The organism is Micromonospora sp. NPDC048843, assembly GCF_040649965.1.
In the GTDB taxonomy this organism is placed as follows: domain Bacteria; phylum Actinomycetota; class Actinomycetes; order Mycobacteriales; family Micromonosporaceae; genus Micromonospora; species Micromonospora hortensis.
This window is the reverse complement of record NZ_JBEZGJ010000010.1, coordinates 17,515-36,165: the sequence shown is the minus strand read 5'-3', so window position 1 is coordinate 36,165 and position 18,651 is coordinate 17,515. Positions and strand designations below refer to the sequence as shown.

The 18,651-nt window shown below is 66.1% G+C and carries 20 protein-coding genes; 5 read left to right on the top strand and 15 right to left on the bottom strand.

Annotation, left to right across the window (positions count from 1 at the left end):
* Positions 1–103 precede the first annotated feature (103 nt).
* Positions 104–931 (top strand): helix-turn-helix transcriptional regulator, encoded by an 828-nt coding sequence (locus AB0C20_RS04445; RefSeq protein ID WP_357567327.1) that lies wholly within the window; start codon positions 104–106, stop codon positions 929–931.
* Here the strand turns inward: AB0C20_RS04445 and AB0C20_RS04440 are convergent.
* The gene (locus AB0C20_RS04440; RefSeq protein ID WP_357567326.1) at positions 928–1,317 is read right to left on the bottom strand and encodes a hypothetical protein; all 390 of its coding nucleotides are present in this window, start codon (positions 1,315–1,317) and stop codon (positions 928–930) included. The genes AB0C20_RS04445 and AB0C20_RS04440 overlap by 4 nt on opposite strands.
* A 554-nt stretch (positions 1,318–1,871) precedes the next feature.
* Between AB0C20_RS04440 and AB0C20_RS04435 the strand changes: the two genes are divergently transcribed.
* The gene (locus tag AB0C20_RS04435) at positions 1,872–2,537 is read left to right on the top strand and encodes an HNH endonuclease family protein (RefSeq protein WP_357567325.1); all 666 of its coding nucleotides are present in this window, start codon (positions 1,872–1,874) and stop codon (positions 2,535–2,537) included.
* A gap of 58 nt (positions 2,538–2,595) precedes the next feature.
* On the opposite strand, the gene AB0C20_RS04430 is transcribed toward AB0C20_RS04435, so the two are convergent.
* The 11 genes from AB0C20_RS04430 to AB0C20_RS04380 form a co-directional block, all read right to left on the bottom strand.
* Positions 2,596–2,844, bottom strand: a complete 249-nt coding sequence (locus AB0C20_RS04430) for a hypothetical protein (protein ID WP_357567324.1) — start codon at positions 2,842–2,844, stop codon at positions 2,596–2,598.
* A 129-nt stretch (positions 2,845–2,973) separates the two neighbouring features.
* The gene (locus tag AB0C20_RS04425; RefSeq protein WP_357567323.1) at positions 2,974–3,207 is read right to left on the bottom strand and encodes a hypothetical protein; all 234 of its coding nucleotides are present in this window, start codon (positions 3,205–3,207) and stop codon (positions 2,974–2,976) included.
* Entirely contained in the window at positions 3,207–3,365 is a 159-nt protein-coding gene (locus tag AB0C20_RS04420; protein ID WP_357567322.1) for a hypothetical protein, read from the bottom strand. Before AB0C20_RS04420 ends, AB0C20_RS04425 begins: the two co-directional genes overlap by 1 nt.
* 107 nt (positions 3,366–3,472) lie before the next feature.
* Positions 3,473–3,883, bottom strand: a complete 411-nt coding sequence (locus tag AB0C20_RS04415; protein ID WP_357567321.1) for a hypothetical protein — start codon at positions 3,881–3,883, stop codon at positions 3,473–3,475.
* A gap of 173 nt (positions 3,884–4,056) precedes the next feature.
* Positions 4,057–5,229, bottom strand: a complete 1,173-nt coding sequence (locus AB0C20_RS04410) for a hypothetical protein (RefSeq protein WP_357567320.1) — start codon at positions 5,227–5,229, stop codon at positions 4,057–4,059.
* Between the two features lie 690 nt (positions 5,230–5,919).
* Positions 5,920–6,387, bottom strand: a complete 468-nt coding sequence (locus AB0C20_RS04405) for a hypothetical protein (RefSeq protein ID WP_357567319.1) — start codon at positions 6,385–6,387, stop codon at positions 5,920–5,922.
* A complete protein-coding gene (locus AB0C20_RS04400) occupies positions 6,378–6,719 on the bottom strand; it encodes a hypothetical protein (protein WP_357567318.1) in 342 nt (113 codons plus the stop codon). The genes AB0C20_RS04405 and AB0C20_RS04400 overlap by 10 nt, the downstream gene beginning before the upstream one ends.
* 98 nt (positions 6,720–6,817) lie before the next feature.
* The gene (locus AB0C20_RS04395) at positions 6,818–7,936 is read right to left on the bottom strand and encodes a hypothetical protein (RefSeq protein WP_357567317.1); all 1,119 of its coding nucleotides are present in this window, start codon (positions 7,934–7,936) and stop codon (positions 6,818–6,820) included.
* A gap of 113 nt (positions 7,937–8,049) precedes the next feature.
* Positions 8,050–8,334, bottom strand: a complete 285-nt coding sequence (locus AB0C20_RS04390) for a hypothetical protein (protein WP_357567316.1) — start codon at positions 8,332–8,334, stop codon at positions 8,050–8,052.
* A gap of 425 nt (positions 8,335–8,759) precedes the next feature.
* Positions 8,760–9,563, bottom strand: a complete 804-nt coding sequence (locus tag AB0C20_RS04385) for a DUF6308 family protein (protein ID WP_357567315.1) — start codon at positions 9,561–9,563, stop codon at positions 8,760–8,762.
* Between the two features lie 262 nt (positions 9,564–9,825).
* Positions 9,826–11,370, bottom strand: a complete 1,545-nt coding sequence (locus tag AB0C20_RS04380) for an ATP-binding protein (protein ID WP_357567314.1) — start codon at positions 11,368–11,370, stop codon at positions 9,826–9,828.
* A 657-nt stretch (positions 11,371–12,027) separates the two neighbouring features.
* On the opposite strand from AB0C20_RS04380, the gene AB0C20_RS04375 reads away from it, so the two are divergent.
* Positions 12,028–12,162, top strand: a complete 135-nt coding sequence (locus AB0C20_RS04375; RefSeq protein ID WP_357567313.1) for a hypothetical protein — start codon at positions 12,028–12,030, stop codon at positions 12,160–12,162.
* Between the two features lie 425 nt (positions 12,163–12,587).
* Here AB0C20_RS04375 and AB0C20_RS04370 read toward each other — a convergent pair whose 3' ends face one another.
* The 3 genes from AB0C20_RS04370 to AB0C20_RS04360 form a co-directional block, all read right to left on the bottom strand.
* Positions 12,588–13,211, bottom strand: coding sequence for a hypothetical protein (locus AB0C20_RS04370; RefSeq protein ID WP_210819221.1), 624 nt, complete (start codon positions 13,209–13,211; stop codon positions 12,588–12,590).
* A 296-nt stretch (positions 13,212–13,507) separates the two neighbouring features.
* The gene (locus tag AB0C20_RS04365; RefSeq protein WP_357567312.1) at positions 13,508–15,184 is read right to left on the bottom strand and encodes a tetratricopeptide repeat protein; all 1,677 of its coding nucleotides are present in this window, start codon (positions 15,182–15,184) and stop codon (positions 13,508–13,510) included.
* Complete coding sequence (locus AB0C20_RS04360) at positions 15,177–16,067, bottom strand: alpha/beta hydrolase (protein WP_357567311.1); 891 nt, start codon at positions 16,065–16,067, stop codon at positions 15,177–15,179. The genes AB0C20_RS04365 and AB0C20_RS04360 overlap by 8 nt, the downstream gene beginning before the upstream one ends.
* Positions 16,068–16,497: 430 nt before the next feature.
* Here AB0C20_RS04360 and AB0C20_RS04355 point away from each other — a divergent pair, with 430 nt between their 5' ends.
* Positions 16,498–17,199 (top strand): hypothetical protein, encoded by a 702-nt coding sequence (locus AB0C20_RS04355; RefSeq protein WP_357567310.1) that lies wholly within the window; start codon positions 16,498–16,500, stop codon positions 17,197–17,199.
* A 341-nt stretch (positions 17,200–17,540) separates the two neighbouring features.
* Positions 17,541–18,467 (top strand): hypothetical protein, encoded by a 927-nt coding sequence (locus AB0C20_RS04350; RefSeq protein WP_357567309.1) that lies wholly within the window; start codon positions 17,541–17,543, stop codon positions 18,465–18,467.
* Positions 18,468–18,651 lie beyond the last annotated feature (184 nt).

Here is an 18,651-nt window from a genome sequence, read left to right as displayed (position 1 = left end):
AAATTTCCTCATTCATTTTGCCTTTTGCAGTTGCCGACTGGAGGGCGTAGACGTGACGACGGGCGGGCAAGGGCCTACCACGAATCGAAGGCGCCTGCGCCTCGTGCTTCGCCAACTGCGCCTCGAGCGCGGGCTCTCGCTGGAGGGCGTACGCCAAGAGATGGACTGGTCGCTGTCAAAGGTGACACGGATCGAGAACGGGTCGGTCAGCATCTCCGTCAACGACCTGCGAGCCCTGCTCGACTTTTACCAGGTGCGCAACGCTGATCAAGTGCGCGACCTGCTCGATTTAGCAAGGTTGGCACGCCGGCGTCACTGGGCCGCAGAGTATCGAGACTTCGTATCACCGTCCTATATGGACTTTTTGGGCTACGAGGACGACTCGTGGCGCATCAGCCAATACCATCCCTTCCTTGTGCCGGGCTTGCTCCAGACGGAGCGTTACGCCCGGCTGGTGGTGACCACAGGACCGCAATACCGCGTCGACAATCTGGCGGCAGACGCTCGGGCGCAGTTGCGCATGGCACGTCAAAGTCGGGTCTTCGCCCAGTCGAGGCGATGTGAGGTGCGGATCGTCCTCGACGAACGTGCCCTCAAGTCCGTGGAGAACACCGACCTCATGCTCGAACAGATCGAACAGGTGCTGTCCCGACTGCCGGAGCTCGACCTCGTGGTGCTCCGCCGGGACACGGCCGCCAACTCCGTCCTTGTCGGCCCGTTCTCCTTACACGAGTTCGAGTCAGAGGTAGATCCAGACGTGGTCTACCTCGACAACCTGCCGGACGACGTCGCACTCGTCGAGGACCACGCGGTGGTCGCCGGCTATAAGAGCTCCTTCGAGGATCTGTACCGCCAGGCGGCGGCGGGCGACGACGCTCGGCGCCTACTCGAGACCATCGGTGCCTCTCTGCGGGAGCAGGCACCCGCCTAGCTTTCCCGAGAGTGCCGGGGATTGGGCACGTCAACCCGCGAACTGTCGATACCCGGGTCGCCCTGGTTGAGCCGCCTCCCGCCCAGCGCGGCGGATACGCGAACCTGCGTGACGAAGACGGGCTGGTGCGCCGCCACCCACTCGGCCATGACGGCCAGCAGTCCTACCAGACCAGCCACTTTCAGGTCATCGACTTGCGTGCCGGCAAACACCGCCACGGCCACGACGGCGCCCAGCGACCCACGCCGTCCGCGGGCGCCGACCGAGTAGGTGCACCACCCGGCCGAACCGGCTCCGTCCGTCTCGACGACGGTCACGACCTGTGCCGAAGGCGCGAGGTCCACAACCAGCTCGTGGCCCGTCGCTACTTCCTGTGAACGCACCATGAGTGCGCTCCTCCTATGTCTATAAGGGGTTAGCAAGGTGCGGTATGCACTTGCCGTCCGCAACTCCCAACCTGCCCTGGGCGATCGGACGTATGCAATTTACGCCGCCGGGACCGTGGAGAAGCCGCGACACGCGGAGTGTTGCCCCCGTTGCTGCCGGTGATCTTGCGGGGCACCCGAATCCCCCCTTGCCGGCATGCGAACGCGCAACTCACTCTCCCGCCCCCAGCCGCCGGTGCCCATCGGCCTGCTGGTAGCCCTCACTCACAGGCGAGCAGTTCGACCGATGCCGCTGTCGAACATGCGAGCACCTGCTGCCGGGAGGCACTGGTTCTGCTGCGTCTGGCCGGTGCTGGCGACGGCCGGCAGAAGACTTCCAGCCAAGTAGGAGCCGCACCCCCGCCGTCGTCTCGTAGTGTCGATGGCGGCTTTCGATGGGCTAGGTCTCGGTTCTGAGGCTTTCGTGGCCGGTTCGCCACCACTTCACAAGCGAGACCATTGATGGCCATGATGGTCAGGGACGGTTGCCATCCACCAACGTCGAGGAGGCCGCCATGCCGATATCCCAAGCCCCTGTCCACTTCCCGCGCGCCGTGCGCTACGTCGCCGCAGCCGTCCTCGCTGCCGCCGGTCTGGTCGGTGTCAACGCGCAGCCGGCAATGGCCACACCTCCAGGGATCCCGTCGAAGGCGAACGCGCAGTCGCAGCTCAACGCCCTGACCGTGGCAACCCAAGGCTCAACCAGCGGCTACTCCCGTGACCTGTTCCCGCACTGGATCACGATCAGCGGAAGCTGCAACACCCGCGAGCAGGTCCTCAAACGCGACGGCACCTCCGTCGTCGTCGACAGCGCCTGCGCCGCCACCTCCGGCCGCTGGTACAGCCCCTACGACGGCGCCACGTGGACGGCGGCCTCCGACGTCGACATCGACCACGTCGTCCCCCTCGCTGAGGCGTGGCGTTCCGGCGCGAACTCCTGGACGACGAGCCGCCGGCAGAGCTTCGCCAACGACCTCACCCGCCCACAGTTGATCGCGGTGACGGACAACGTCAACCAGTCCAAGGGCGACCAGGACCCCTCCACCTGGCAGCCGCCGCTGTCGTCGTACCGGTGCACCTACAGCAGGATGTGGATCACCGTTAAGTACAGCTGGGGCCTGACCCTGCAGTCCTCGGAGAAGTCCGCCTTGCAGAGCATGCTCAACACCTGCGCCTCCTGACCACGATCCCCGGCCTTGCGGTTCGCACCCCTCGGGGTCGCAGACCGCAAGCCGGGCCCTACGCCTGCTGAGGCGGCGGGCGGTCGGGCTGCTTGCGCCACTGGCCGCCCGCATCAGCGGCGAGAAGGCGCTTGACCATGGCGAGAGCCTCGTCCTCGGTGTCGAACTCCCACCGCAGCACCCGGCCGCTTTCGCTATCTCCGGCACGGGCGGTGACCTTCCACCTGACCTCCCGGGTCAACCACACATCCCGACGGCCCAGACGCCCCCAGATCCCGTTCCACCAGCGCCCCGCCACGTCCTCCACCAGCGCATCGTACAAACGTTCGAATTGCGGTCGGCGCGGGGTAGCCGGTTGACCCGGATCGGGCTGTGCCGACCGTTCTGTGGTCCGAAACGGCCGCACCCTTCGGCGTGCTGGCTACCCGCGCTGACGTCACTCGTCGTGGGGGAGCGGCCCGTCGTACTGGAAGGTTGGCGGGTCGTCCTCGCCGTCGCAACGAACATAGCGATACTGCGCGGGTGGGCTGGGGTGTTCGCGGGCGCCGAGATAGGCGCCGCTCTGCGGCAGGATGATGACCTGCGGAAGGAACCCGTCCTCGTCGACCTCGATTGGGGTGATGCGGCCGTCGGCCGGTCCGCCGAGCAGCCATGCCTCGACCGCGGGCATCAGCGATTCACCAGCAGCGCGGCTGCAGCCGTCAGCAGCGCCGCGACGGCCGCGATGAGAGCCGCCATCCCGCCGACGAGGCCAGTAAGACCGGCAAGGTCGACTGGTGCCATCTGCCAGTGCCTGTTTCGTGATCGGCTGCGTCCACCCAGAGTCATGGCTGTTCTCCCTCACCAGTCGATGGGACGTCGCGTCGCCCCTGCGGAGGTACTTCAGCAGGCGCAGTTCAGCCGCTCAACCCGCAGCGGCGCCATTTGTGGATAACTCATCGCCTGTGGATAACAGAATGATCATCACGATCTTCAGGGATCATCCGCCGGGTGCAGATCAGCGGGCTGGGGCGGCGTGGAACGCAGACGTCGAGGTACTCGAGTGGGTCTAGAGGATGCTCGCGTATCCGGACCACGATGTTGTTCCGGTACTGGTCCCAGCCGGCAGACATTGCTCGACTCTTCTCCCAGTCCGTCGCTTCTCGGGACAGGTGCCAATGAGCGCCGTCATATTCAACGATCAACGCGCTGGTGTCGGTCAGTGGGAACAGCATGTCGATGCGGCGCTGGCGGTTGCCGAGTTGCACCTGGAAGTCCTGGATTCCCGGACCGAGGACGTAGTCCAAGAGGGTGAAGATGTCGGCCTCAAGCTTGGACGTCGCCCGGTTACCGGTGAGGGCGCACACCCCGTCCTCGCACCTGGGGGTGTATCGACCGTTGGCTCCGGCGAACTTCGACCACCGCATGACGCGAGTAGGTAGCGGCGGCGTACGACATTCAGCGATCGAAAGGTCTGCAGGGGTGCGGACTCGCAGCCCAGGCCACTCATCCCAGCCCTTCCCGGTCCGGGCGGCCTCGATCACAGGTGGGCGCTGGACCGCGTCCCGTCGATCTCGTCTCCGCGCCAATAGGTAGGGGAGTTGCTGCAGAGCTGGCAGGCGAGAACCAGGGGCTGACCGGCGCGTCCGGGCGGCCTCTTACCGCAGCACAAGGGCAGGCTTTCCACCTCGGGCGCTTCTGCCTGCGCGACGCCCGGACCGTATCGCCGGTCGCAGGCACGTTCGGCTGTCTCGTCGCGGGGGGAGTCGCTTGCGGTTTCGGCCAACTCGATGGTCCCGCCCCGTTCGGTGGTGACCGTGGTGTGTGCGTCGGCGGGGATCCAGCTGACGCGGTCGCGGTGCCGGTAGGGCAGCCACGTCCCGTGCAGGATGCCCTCGAGTAGGTGGTCCAGGTGAGGGCGTGGACCGCAGGGGAATATGGCAGTTGTTGCGGCCTTCTGCCGGCTGTAGCTGTGTGGGTTGAGCGTTGGGTATAGGTGTAGGCGGCCGTACGGCATGACCTTGCGGGTGACCGGGCACCGGGTGGTGCCGGTCCAGAGGTCCGCCCAGCCGCACCGTTGCGTTTCGAACGTGATGGCGCCTGCGCCGATTTCCAGCCGGGTCTCGGATAGGTACATGCGGTGGTCGTCGAGGGCCGGTACGGACAGGTGTGGCACCGAGTGCAGGAACGCGATGTCGTCGGCGCCGCGGTCGGTGGTCCACACCACCCGGTCTCCGGCCTTGCGGAGCGCTCGTTGCCGGGCCTGGATGGTCCGAGGGGTTTCCTTGGAGTGCTGGACCTCCCCGGCCACCGTCAGGACCGGGCCGATGGCCAGGACGTCTGGTCGGCGGCGGGCGCGTGGCCGCCACACCTCGACCTTTACGGTGCCGCCGACGGATTCCCACGTGCGGGCCTTGCGCTCTTTGAGCGCCTTGTGGGTATCGGTCTCGGGCTGGTGTTCCGGGTGCGGGGAGCGGCCATCTTCGTGTCGGAACATTGGGCCGTGCCGCCCTTCGACGAAGGTCAGCCACACCGGTGCGCGGGGGAGTCCTCTTTGGGCCTGGTAGCGCATGCAGAGCAGGCAGAGTAGTTTTTCGCCGCTGATGCCGTGGGGGCGGTCGTTGGCGATCCGCTCGCGCAGATTGGGTTGGTCAGGATGGCCCCAGAGCGTGATTCGCGGCTGCAACTCGACCGCGGCCGGCACGTAGAACACGCCGTCGTTGTACGTGAGCGGGTCGAGGTGTGCCCAGACTGGTCGGTTCACGGGTCCCCCTGGCGGTGGTCCTGGCGTGCTGCCGGCGGAGTCTAGGAGTTACGTGCCGCCTACTGAGAGTATCGGCTCCCGTCAATCTTGAGAGCTAGGTGAGTGGATTTCGCTGAGGTTGTAGCCTGCGCACGGACTGGCCAGGCTGTTCCGGCCCGTGGATGGCGCTCGGCACAATGCCTTCGGGATCAGGGCCGCTTCGAGCGCCTGGGTGGCCAGCGCGAAACCTCGTCGGCGAGCATCGGCCGAGGGTCGCCCCGCTTTATGTCAGCCGAAATCAGCTCTTGTAGGACGTTCAGTGGCTGGTTGGCATGGTCACCATCCTGACCGGGGCCGGGCCTGCTCGCTCGGCGCAGCCGACAGAAGCAGCGCACCGCGTAAACCCTGACCGATGGCGATCTGCACGTACGCGGGGAGCAGGGCTTCTTGAGCTGGGCACTGGATATCAGGACTGCCGATTTTCCTCGCTCCGGCTCGGGCGACCGTCCTCCTTCGAGGTCGCCCCCGTTCTGCGGGCAGATCGGCGGTTGGAAACATGGGGACTGCTGCGGCAGGCGTGCTTAAACCTCGAACTTTCGACACCCGAGCAAGCTTTGACCTCGGTGGCGGCTCCTAGTGCGTGGGCGGCAGTGCCGTTCGTTACGGGTAACGGGAGGTGTGGCGGAACAGGCCAAGCCGGTCCAGTCCCACCAGGGTCAGCACAATTCCGGCCAGGAGCACCAGCCACTGCTCGACCAGCGGATACAACGGTACGGCCCACCCCTGCGTGAATGTCACGTTGTCCGTGCAGGAGACCGGGGCCGGTCCGGAGAACCACGGGTCGATTCGGCGACCGTCGATGTGCGGGCCTCGGCTGGGCCAGGACGGCACGTCGACGGTCCGCTCGTCGCCGCTCGTCGGGGTGATGGTGCAGGTGTGCGTGCCGCCGCGGACGGCGCTGGTGAGGTACACCGGACCGGTGCCGTCCCAGGTGTGGCCGGTGCCGGCAGCCCCGGTGCGGGCGTAACCCATGAGGGCCAAACACAGAGCGACGATCACACATCCGAGAGCAACGAGCCCTCGGCCCAACAGGCGGGTGGTCCGCTCCGACCGCGCTCTTACCGCCATGGGCCCTCCCTGTACGGATCGTCGCCGTCGTTCGTCCAACTCCAGTCCGAGCTGGAATGTGCGCTGTCGGACGCGGCCGCGGGTTCATCGGGGGTTGATGAGGTGTCGTCTGTCGCGACGGCACGGGCGGCGGTGGCCAGGGCGTCCAAGTCGAGTCGTTCCGCCTGGGTGCGGGCTTGGCGGAAGAAGTCCTGGTAGTCGCTGGCGGCGAGCAGATCCCGAGGATTGAGGCTGCCGTCGCGCAACTGCTGCCCGATCTCCCGGCCGACGGGGTCGACTCCGGAGATCAACGATTCGTAGACCATTTGCCGCCGTAAGGCCTCGTCGCGCACGACAGAACCGTACGGTGTGCGGTCGACGGCGGCGAGGACATCCGCTGGTCGGGAGTGCGGGGTGTCGTTCACGCGGATCATCCTTTCCTCAGGCGTGATCAGTGGGGCATCCCGTTGGGTGCTGGTGCGAGTACCGGCAGCTCCTGGGCGGTGGCCGCCATACCGAAGTTGCCGACGGCTGCGGTGAAGGCGCTGGTCAGCGAGTCAGCGCGGCCCACCAGGTCTAGTGCCTCCTTGAAGATGTCCCACATCTTGTAACCCTCGTACAACGCCGCCGCTCCGAACACGACGCCGCCGATGACGGTCTCCGACGTGGCGACGGCCGTGCTGGCGGTCACCGTGAAGATCATGGCGGCGTCGACGAGGTCAGACAGCAGCGATCCAAGGACCTTGCCGATCTCGAACATCGCCTCGGCCGTCCTGCGGTACTCGGCAGCGAGCGCGAGCAACGGTGCCCCGGCGGTGTCGAGCTTGCGTGCCGAGTCGACCAGATGCGCCTGAAAGGCGGTCGCGGCCTTGCCCTGCCAATGCTGCTCGGAGCTGAGGGCACCCCACCGCACGTTGTCTGCCATGCCCGCCAAGGCAGCGGCGAGGTTGCCAAACACGTCCGCACAGCCCCGCACCCCGGCCCAGTCACCGGCGACCGGCTTCAGCAGCGACTCGTACGGGTCGTAGGCGCGGTCACAAATGCCCAGCTTGGCGGCAAGCCAGGTGGCACCCCAGATCACGTCCCGGGCTACTGACGTGGGGCTGGCCATGTCCCACAGTTGCGGCTCGAACTGGAACGCGTCGTCCTTGTCGTAGTCAGGTACAGCGCGCAGGAGTTGCTGCGGGTCGGTCCGGTCGGCGAACGGCGCCGGTAAGGCGGTGTCCCGGTAGAAGCCCGCGTACTCGGAGCGGTCCAGCGCCCAGTCACGCCGGAAGGCCTGGTCCAATCGCTCAGCGGCCGCGGCGTCGGTCCGTTCGTAGTAGTCGAGCGACTGCCGCAACGTTGCGCCGGTGTCGGCCGCCGTGTACTTCGCGACGTCCTCGACAAGGTCTCGGATGGCCAGCATGGCGTTCTCGTGCTTGCCGCTGATCCGGTTGATGAAACCCGGCCCGTACTCCAAAACAGTGTTCGATTCGACGTAGGTCAACCCGGCGCGGGCGTCATCCCCGAGCCGGTCGAACAACGGTGGAAGGCCGCGTAACGCGGCCACATCGACTGCAAAACCCATGACACAGGCCCCCGTGTACGCCGACCGACGGCCCCCGCGACCGACATCGGCTCACACATCGTGCTACACCTGCCACCTTCTGTGGGGGCGGCGTTTGGAGGCGCGTGGCCCGCTCAGGCAGTGTGCTCGGCGACCAGATCCCCGTCGACATAGGCCCTGATCTGCTGCGGCCTGAAGCCGGCGAAGAGAAGCTTGCGCTCCTTCTCGATGAGCACCGAGTGACGTTCCTCCTGGCCGACCACAAACTCGTACCGCTTGACTAACTCGACCGACAGGACCCGCAGCTCCTGGCGGACAGGCTGGCCGTCTACCAGGATCGACAAGCCTCCCCAGAACTTGCTGAACGAGAACGTCACCTCGTGCCGCTCCTGGACACCGACGTCAAAGTTGAACTTCACTAGCCGAATTCTGCCGCACGGGTACAGGCGGTGGTAGCCGGCCGTGCGTCGTCCGGTACTGAGCGAAGGCCCGGAATACCCGGTGGAGCCGAATATGGCTCAGGCATGCCTCAATGTCGGAACAATCACCCGTGCGCGCGGGGACCCCGCCGTCGGCCGGCCCCTTCGGCAGCCAGCGGATCGACGAAAAATCAAGCGTTCGCGTGCTCGAGGCCGCGGCCACTGCTGGATCCGGTCAGTCGCCCGACGACACCAGGGGTTAGCCGGCCGGAAACTATTGTCGTTCTGCGAGGGCCTGGCCGGGTGGACGAGACTCCGCCGTTGTCGGACGAACGACGAGCCCATGATCACCTCTTGCATGCGATCTGCAGCCGCGCCTCACGGATGGACCTTGACCAAGGCTCGCCTTTCATACCAGTGAGTGACTATTTGGCTGGGGGGATCGGTTCAGGCCGTAACTCCTCAGCTGTGACATGCTGGCCGACTGGCCGGTCGATCCATCGTTCACCTTGGCCGGGCCGCCGGTATGTCGGCGTGTCGTCCTGCGATGTCCACAAGACGATGTCGATCAACTGAAGGTCTGGTAGGTCGTGGATCTCGGATACGGTTGGTGTCACGGCATCTCGCAGGGCCGCTATCTCGGCGCGGTGGATTCGAATCCAGATCGCCAAGGCCCGAACGACCTTGTCGATGCGCTCGCGGCGGCCCAGGTCGTGCTGGCGCGCCTTGTTCGAGAATCCCTCGCGGTTGAAGCCGAACACCTCCGCAACGTGTCCGTCGAGCACGGGAACCGCGTGGGGCCGATATAGGGCACCCATCTTGGTGATCTTGGGTCCCCAGACACCGTGGTACCCGAAGTGGCACAGGTTGACAACCGCGGCTACGCCGTCGTCGTCCATCGTGTGCAGGTCGGTGTCCTCCGGTACGGCGGCGACTCGGGCTGCGAAGTCGCGCCGGCGGTCACGGGAGAATCCGGCCACGTCTTCGATGTCCACTCGGCCGGCGAGCGCGTTGACGTAGAGCAGTGACCAGGTGGTGACCTGATCGAACAGGCCGGAGGTCTGGGTGCTGCGGGCGGCGAGATGGTAGGTGACCCATCCGCTGCGCGGCTCGGTGCAGAAGGCGAGCACTCGTCGGGCTGCATCCGTCACGGGCACCGGAGCCAGCACGTCACCGTCAAATCCTGCCGCTGCCGGGTCGATGACCATCTCGGAGAGGTCAGTAGTCACAGCGACACCGTACGGGCTGGTCTCCTAAAGATCGACGGACGGCCCTGCCGCGGCAAGTCGTTGAGAGGTAGATGCCGGTTAGCCAGTCGTCACTCCGGCCTGGAGGCGCGCCGGTCGGCTCCGCTCAGGGCAGGGTGAGCGCGTCATCCGGCAATATGGCGCTTCGCCGTGGCCCGGCGGCATACCGCGAGTTCGTGGCGGACCGCGACGTGGTGCCGCGAGAGCCTGAACCAGGCGACGCCTTCGGCCTGGGCCAAATCCGTCAGGCTTTGTCACGTAGGCCGAAGTCGAAGTGCCCGAATCGGGCTCCCTCACTGCTTGCCATTTCCAGGACGTTGGCGAGGGCTTCTCGTAGGTCAGCGGGTGTGGTGTCCGGGAACACGCCCGCGACGACGGGATCATCGATTAGCAGTCGACGAACCATCGGCTGGACACGATGCTCGTACAGGGCCGCGAAAGTGGTGTAGAAGTCGCGGGTGCCGTGCTTGCCGCCGTGTAGGAACGCGACGAGGCACCACAACAGGTCGGCCTGGCAGAGCGAGTCCAACAGGGTGTCGCCTCGTTGTGGTGTTTCGCCGACTACGAAAGCGTCGACTGGTGCGGCGACGTCGCGGCGCAGTGCCGGGACTCGGCTGATGATCTCGCGGGCTTGAGCGATCAGAATCCCGGGGATGGGCTGCCCGTCAGCGTTGGTGGGGACAGTGTTCCACCGAGAGTTCCATACGACCGCGTGTCGGAGCCAGGAAGCCCGCTCGTACGCGCCAGGCTCGGTGCCGACTGGTTGCAGCGTGAGGGGCCGGACTGCCCACCATGCCTCGACGCGCACGGCGAGCGCGATGGTCGCCAGTACGCGCGCCACGATGGTGAGTTGGATGGTGGCGGCGGCATCGTTACGGGGTTGATCCATGATCAGCCCATGGGTGTAGATCTGATGTAGTGCGCGGGTGAGTCGTTCGGCCAGGTTCCTGTCATCGAGGACGATGCCGTAGGCGAGCGCGGATACGGCCCGGTCCAGGAGATCTTGCAGCCGGCCCGGTCCGTCGTCGCTGGGGTCGTCGAGCAACGCACAGCCATCCCGAGCAATGTCGAAGCCGAGGAGCCGGATCGGTGCCTGATCCTGTCGGCGGGACAGCTCGATGACGGCGGTGTCGAAGTCGTCTTGGCCGAGTTGCCACGTTAGTGCGGTGGCTGGACCGAGCGCGGCCTCTAGGCCGCGGTACTGCTGCCGGACTGCTGCCACGATGTCGTCTACTCGGGCGCGTTCCTCGCGGCGAGCGGCTTCGACGTACGGGGTCAGAAGTGACGCGAGGTCAGCCGATCTCCAGCGGCGGGTGCTGGTTCCGTCGCGGACGTACACGTCGCCGGCCCGTAGGGCGGTCTTCTGGGTGCCGCCCGGCTCGGTGTAGGTGAAGTCCGACTTGACGATCGGAAACAGTCCGTCGGTTCGTCGTGCGAGGTAGATCAGCGCGATTGGAATTTTGTCGACCTCATGGACGGCGCTGCGCACGTCAATGCTGCCTTCGAGGTGCTTGGCGAGCATGTCGCGTAGCCGGCTGGAGTCGAAGTCCGCGGCGCGCAGGCCAGAGGCGACCGGGTGGCCTCGGTCGTCGACTCCGACGACGAGGTACCCGCCGTGTGGGCGGCTGAGCATGGCCGCGCAGTCCTTGACGAAGTCGAACCTTGACTTGCCGGCCGTCCCGAGGTCGTACTTGTGCTTGTAGTCCAGAGACGGCAACTCGGTCTGCAGCCCCAGCAGGTAGTGCAAGCGCTCATCGTCAACAGCGCCGTCGTTCGGCACGGAATCCATCAAGCGGAGTTCCTATCTTGATCTTCGATTTGCTTTGCGGTCTCGCAGGAAGAGGGCCCGCTCAGGGCTGCTGTCGTTGATTCGTTGCCTCGAAACCGTAGGTCGGGCTGGTGTTCCGGCTCAAACTGGTTATAGCGGAACGTCAACGTTACTCGAACGGGTGTCCGATTGGTCCCTTCATGTTCGGCACCACGGCGGGCCACTCATGATCGTCGCCTTCTGGACACTTCCACCACAGCTGGCTACCGCTGCCCGCCATTCAAGGTGGCCAGGTCCACGCCCAATTCCGATCCGGGTGCAGCAACGGCACCAGGTGCGAATGGGCATCCCGCAGCAGTGTCCCCGCGCAAAACGTTTCCCCCGCCCCACTGCGAGCGGGAACAGCGGTGGCTGGGTTGGGTCCCGTAGCCCATGGCTGGAAAGCTACGCGCGGGGTACGACAGTTCAGCTCGCGGTGAGGTTAGAGCTGACCAGAATCCACACTTGCAGCGGACGCGGACATCGAGGTAGGCCGTTTCGCTACTGCCGCGACAAGGTTGGGCGCCTCAAGATGAAGCAAGCCCTACCGAGACTCTCCGGTCGCTCAGGCAGGGGAAGACGGGTACGCCGTCGTACTCGTTTGATCCGTCGAACCGCAGCCCAGCCCAGCGTGGAGCCGTGCAGGTCGTCTATCGCGCTTCGCTGCACGACTACGACTGGGCCGAAGGTTGGATCGAGGAATTCGTCCGCTGCTCCGAGCGCGAGAAGGCGATCACCTTCTACGATCCAACCCGGTTGGCTCAGGAAGTGTAGAGCGGCCTGGCAGGGGTCGCTTATCGCTGTCTTGATTGACCGATTTGATTGAGTTCTGGTATGGTTGGTTTGGCACCTCGGGTGCCCCTGATCAATCCGGTCGGTTGCGGGTTCGAGTCCCGTCGTCTCCACGCCTGGGGGCGTAGTGCTCAACTGGTAGAGCCGCGGATCGTCTTACCGAGGCCGGAACGGCTCCCGCTCCGGCCTCGGCGTTTCAGGAGACTTGACCGGCCCCGCGACTGTACCGGTGCCGCGCGCAGTTCGTCGACGAGCCGGCGCATCGACTCCGCGTCGGCCCGGCCGGTCCCGGCCATCGCCCAGACTGCTCGCCGCTGCCCACGGGTTCGATTGCCAGGGCCAGCTCCTCCTCGGCCCGGGTCATCCGCTGCCGGCATAATGCGGCGAGTCCCTCCAACCGCTCGGCTTCAGACAAGTTCCTCGTCGAAGCCTTCGAGTTCGAGCGCCCGTCGCGCGAGCAACCGTCCGTCCTTCCCCAGGTTTGCATACATAGCGTTGTACGCCGTTCTCCAGCTTGAGTCGCTTCGGACGACCCGATACAGGACCTGGACGCCCCCAGCGATCTCGAAGGGCACATCGTCGGCGTAGAGGTGGTCGGCGGTGATCGGCATGATCAGGCAACCCCGAGGACACCCGGTGACGGGGCCTACCTGGTCCAGCGTGGGATCCAGCATGATTCCCTCCTGCGACGCGAAGAGAAAGAGGTGCCCGGCGCCGTTCCATAGCTCGGTGCTCGACGCCCGCCGAACCGCCCCGCCGGGCAGCAGCGGGATCACACCCTCCACCGCCTCACCCAGCATGCAGGCTCCAATCGGCCCCTGAACCGCGACCGCGACCGGTACGGGCTCGGCCTTGATGCCAAGCAGGCCGGCTGCGCGCTCAAGCACCGCCACCCTCTCGATGCACTGCGGCTTCCCACCGTTGTACTCGGCGAGGACCCGGCCGGCCCGCTTGAGAACAGCGGTCCGCTGCTCACGAGTGAGGGCGCGGATCCCGCGGGCCTTGGTGCTTTTCCGGGCCGCCTTTGCCATCGAGAGTCCTTCCGTCCGAGACCTGGATGCAGGGTGGTTCACGATAGCGGCCAGTGCTCGCCATCTCCTGGTAGAAGCGGGTGCATTCGTCGGCCAACTGCCCGCACGGGCCGCCGTCGACGCCGGCTCCCCGTCCAGATAACGGGAGCCGGCGCCGGACCCTGCCGAAGGCAGGGGTTTTGACAAGCAATGACAAGCCCTGAACGAGGCTCGACAAGAGGTTCTTCTGGGTTCAAGTCTCCTCGTTCCCACGCAGACCGCCTGGGCAACTTCTGGAAACCTTACTGAGCGCTTCCTCAAGATCCGCGTAGCGTCGTCGTCAAGCTTTCGACGAGATGCTGTTCGGCGATCGGGGTCATGTTGTTCAATGCGCTCGTTGAGAGTTCGATCCGTTTGCCGTCCGGCGCCGTAATCACCACCCGCGCGCGGCGTGGGCGGGCTCGGATCCACGACACGAGCACCCGGACGAACGGGGAAACCGACGCGGAAGCAAACGCGACCGCGATCGTGTCAGAGAGCGAGCCCATGGCGCCCGGGTCGAGTGCCGGCTCGGTGAGGCGCAGTGTGCCACGCAGCGCCGGCTCCTTCTCAATCCAGCTTGCAAGTGACCGAACCTCGCCAGAATCGCCGCCAAGCACCGTCAGCGCTACCTCCGTCTCCACGGGCGAAGTGCCGTACTGGGCCGGCTCACCCGGTGGCCACAACGCAGCAAGCTCAGCGAGAATGCTCCGGCATCGTGGATGCTCGGCGCCGAGGACAAGCTCGGAGACCTCCAGCGCCTGCTGGTATAGCTCCCGCGCCCCAGCCACATCGCCGAGCTCACGTCGCACTCCGGCCAGGTTGGTCATTGACACCAGGGTGCTCGGATGCTGTCGCCCGAGAAGGCGCCGCGACTCCGCCACCACCTGTTCGTACATGCGCCGGGCCACGGTGAGGTCGCCAGTGCTCCGGAAGATACCCGCGAGGTTGTGCATCGACGCCAACGTGTTTGGATGATCCGGCCCGTATAGCCGGGTGCGGACCGCGAGCGTCTGCTCGTAAAGACGCTGTGCGCCGTCGAGGTTGCCGAGGTCCTGCAGCACGCCGGCGAGGTTGTTCATTGAAGAAAGCGTCGTGGGATGTTCCGGGCCGAGCACCCGGCCTGCACGTTCGTAGGTTTCCCGGTGCAGGCGCTCGGCGGCCTCGAGATCGCCCTGGTTCTGCAGTACGACCGCGAGGTTATTCATCGAGGCGAGAGTCTGTCTGTGATCATCACCGAGGAGCCGCCGACGTCGGTTCAGCACCTCGCGGTAAATGTGCACCGCCTCCATGTTCAGCGAGCGCAGCTGCCCGTCGTCCTCGTCGATGAGCCGTCGAGGCGTTCGCTCGTACTTCGCCCGTAGTGCGTCGCCGAGGTTGGACATGGCCGTCAGATATTCCGGCTGATTGGGTCGGAGACGGCCCACTGCGGTCCGCAGCACCGCCATTGCCCGATCGACGTCCTCTTCGTGATCCGACTGGTTAAAGCGGAGCAGCAGTGCGGTGCCGAGGTTCGTCAATGCTGCGATGTCATGGTTGGTCTCCGTTAGCTGCTCGACGGCGGCGCCGAGCACCTGGATCGCCTGCTCTAGATCGTGGGCTTGGCCAGCAAGCTCGTAACGGCGAAGGTGGACAGCACCCAAATTTGTCAACGCTGGCAACCGCCGCCGGTCGCCCTCCGGTAGTCCGTCGACTGCGGCTCTCAACGCCCGAGCCGCCTCCTCGACGTCATCGGCGTGCCCGGCAAGCTCGTAACGACGCAGCAGCGCGGCGCCCAGATTCGTGAAGGCGGCGTTCCACTCCGGCGTGCCGGGTGGTAGGTGCACCAACGTGTTACGGAGCATGGTAACGATCTTGTCGAGGTCCTCGCCGCGCCCTGTACGGCTGAAGTCATCCCACGCTTGCTGGGCCTCGCGGAACGGCACTCGCCGCTGGTAGTTTTCTTCGCTACTCATCCGGCTGCTCCTCGCGCAGTTCCCTGATCCATGACAGCGCGACGTCCGGTGTGGTGATGAAGTCGACCGTACGAGAGTCGGGGTTCCATCGCACCACCACGTTCTCCCCGTTTACTGGCTCGGTGGAGTCGGGGGACGGCGGGGCTACCGCGCCATTGCCGGCGACGATGATGGCGGGACGTTGGCCGAAGGTCTCGACGAGGTGCCGTTTCAGGGTGGGAAACGTCAGGTTGTCGGCCTGCGCTGCGTGCAGGATGGAGGAATGGTCTCCCGGTAGGGTTTCGGCCTCCGGGAAGACGCTCTGCGCCGAGGCGCGGGTGACGATTCGGTCGCTGCGCCCGGCGTAGACCCGGAAGGGAATCCGGCACTCCCGAGCGGACACGGTGTCGGCGTAGACGACCTGCCGCAGCACCGTGCGGCGCGCGTCGGTCACGTCCGAGCTGAGGACCTGCAGGTCGCGGGCCTGTGCGTGGCGGCCGAAGCCGGCCATCTTCCGAATGGACCGGCTGAACTCTGAGCCCTCGTTGGGGCAGGCGAGCATCAGGACCAGCTTGACCGACGCGAGTTCCTGCCCATATCCCTCATTCAGCATCCAGGCGAGGAACCGCTGCAGGATGAGGCCGCCCTGGCTGTGTGTGACGATCGCGGTGTCGCGTCTGGACACCGTCGCCGCGAGGTAGCTCCGTAAGGACTGCGCCACGTCGTTGTAGTCAGGAATCCGGGTGGCAGCGAACGGCATCGGCAGCTTCGGCGACTCGTACCGGAACCGGTGGACGCGCAGGCCCCGCAGATCCAGGTCGGCCTGCACCCGCTCGGCCACCTGGTCCCAGGTGGCGGGCGACGACCAGAAACCGTGGATGAGCACCAGGTCCGCGTCGATCAATGACGTCTCCGTAGCACGCAGTTGGATGCCCGTTCACGCAACGTGCCGGAATACTACCGGCCCGGGAGGCCGGCAGGGTGAGGGGCGGGTCGCCAGCCGGGATCTACGTGGCCATTGAGGGCTCCGCCTCGGGACCGGCCGGCGAGCCCACCATCTTGCACGCCAGGACACCGGCCAGGCGGGCGCCGCCCGCACGTTGACCGACACCGCTTCCGCCATCGCGCACCTGCGCAACATCGCCCTGACCTGGGGATCGCCAACCCGGCGCAGGGCAACCTCCTTCAACTAGTTACGAGACAGCCCGAAGGCCCGAAGGCCCGAAGGCCCGAAGGCCCGATCTCCATACAGGACTTTCGGCGCTCGCCGCAGCCCAGAGTGCACCGGCACTGCTGCGTCGATGCTGGTCGGATCATTGATCAAGGTCGGTAGTGTGCTGTCGGTGGAGCCGAAACGTAAGTCATGGGTGCCCTGGCTGCTGACCATCTTGGCTGCATGCCTGGTCACCGTACTTTCGGTAATTGCCGTTCGCCTTTCCGTGACGTACGAGCCACCGCCCGGTACGGAGCCGCCGAAGATAACCGACTGGATGCAGGGGTGGGGGAGCTTGGCCGGCGTGCTCGCTGGCGCTGGGGCGGCGGTGGCGGCGAGCTGGTTGCTGGTGCACGAGCGGCAGCAAAGCAGGGAGGCTCGCGTCGAGGCTGAGCAGGTCGGAGCCCGCGCGGTCCAATACAAATCGTTGTTCGGGACGATGTGGCGCAGTGCGAGTGGAGGCGCGCGCCTCTCGATTGACTTCCAGGTGACCAATTACGGTCCAGAGCCAGCGCGCCGTGTCGTGGCGGTGGCTCGGTGCCCGCGCGCGCGTCACATCTGGGTGATCTTCGTGGCGGAGATCCTTGAACCGCACGATAGCTGCGGGGGGTCAGGGATGTTCGAACTGCCCGGCGCGCTGCTTCCTCCGACACCGCTGACCAGTATGGGGATCGATAACTTCCTGTCGGACATCTCCCTGACGTTGCGCTTTTTCGATTTCAACGGCCGGGAATGGCAGCGGACAGACAACGGCGATCCAGTGCGAACGCGAGAGCCTTTCCCACAGGGGGAGCCGGCAGTGGAGTACGAGGACCAGCCTTGAACCGCGCCGCCAAGCCTCCGACGTCCGTTTCACCACCTCTGCCCCGCTAGACGTGGGTCCGCAGTTCCGTGAACGGGGGCAGGACCCGCCTCCAGGGCCGCGTTCGACTCGCCCATGCGCTGCCTGATCTGCATGTACCTCGGCACGGGTTTTCCTCGCCCGGCGGGACCGGCTCTCGGCCCTCGCACCCTAAGGTCGAACGGCTGGCCCAGTGATCGGTATGACCAAGGAGGTATCCCTCGCCGATTCACCGGTTCGGTCGACTGGCGGTTCCGGCCGGCCTGGATCATAAGGACGACAAAGACAGGAACTTTGCCGGCGAAGCTCGGTACCTTCGCGTGATGCCAGCTCCCAGGCCACGGCGCAGGCGACGCCGAGCCGGCTCCACGGCTCAGGCGGGCGGCGACGCGCCCAGGACGATGCACGTCCACGCCACCGGCGACGTGTACGTCGATAGCAGCATCAGCAACAGGAGCAGTGTCAGCAGCAGTACCGTCAGCTACGCCCCGGATCGGGCGAGCGTGGCCGACGACCTGATGCCGGCCGTGCTGACGGCGCTCCCGCTGCTGCTGGTGCTGCTCCTGCTGTCGTTGACCGGTCAGCACGTCCTCCTCCGTTCGATCGTGCAGGAGGGGAAGCCGCTCGGCCTGACGGCGCTGCTGCTGCCGCTGTTCCTGCCAACTATCGCGGCGTCGCTCGTCTACCTCGCCCGGCAACGCGGCTGGCTGGGCTGGACCCTCCGTGCCACCAACTGGGCGGCGGCCGGCCTCGCCGCCGGCTTCGCGATCTTCGTCCCGTTGAACTACCTGCTGTTGCAGTTCATCGCCTTCCTGGTGAGTCTCGGGTGGATCTGGGCCCGGCGCCGGCTGGCGCCGCATCGCCAGGGCATCGCGATCGTCGCAATCATCGTGCTCGCGGCTCTGGTCGTCGAGGAAGGGCTCGCCGAGTCCGGATGGCCCCGCTACAGCTTGTCCCGGGTCGCCGTCGGACGTGTGGTGGACGGTCTGACGCGGATGAACCTCGAAGATGCCGGCACGAAGACGGAACGCTCCGTGCTCGTGGTGAGCGTCAACGACGGCTACGCGATCGTCGCCTCGACCGGCTATCCACCCAGGATCGAGAGCATGGCCCCGAGCGAGCTGGCAGGCGGCCGGATCTGCCAGCTCAGGCCCCGGGGAATGCAACTCAGTCCTTTCCAGTGGATCGGCAGGGTGGTCTCGGCGAACCGTCGGACGCCCCCGGCCGCGGAGTACTGCGTTGATCCCTAGCCATCGCCCTGCTGCAACCGGGGGTCCGTGATTGCGTCGATCTCTGCGGTGGATGTCGCCAGATGGCGGAGGAGGGTTAGCCATGCGTATCTGCGTCGCCTGCCGAGTGGACCAGCGCACCGTTGTTCGTATCGGCAGTTGGGGCGTGCCGCACGGTACTCCCGGGCACCAGGTCACCTACCGC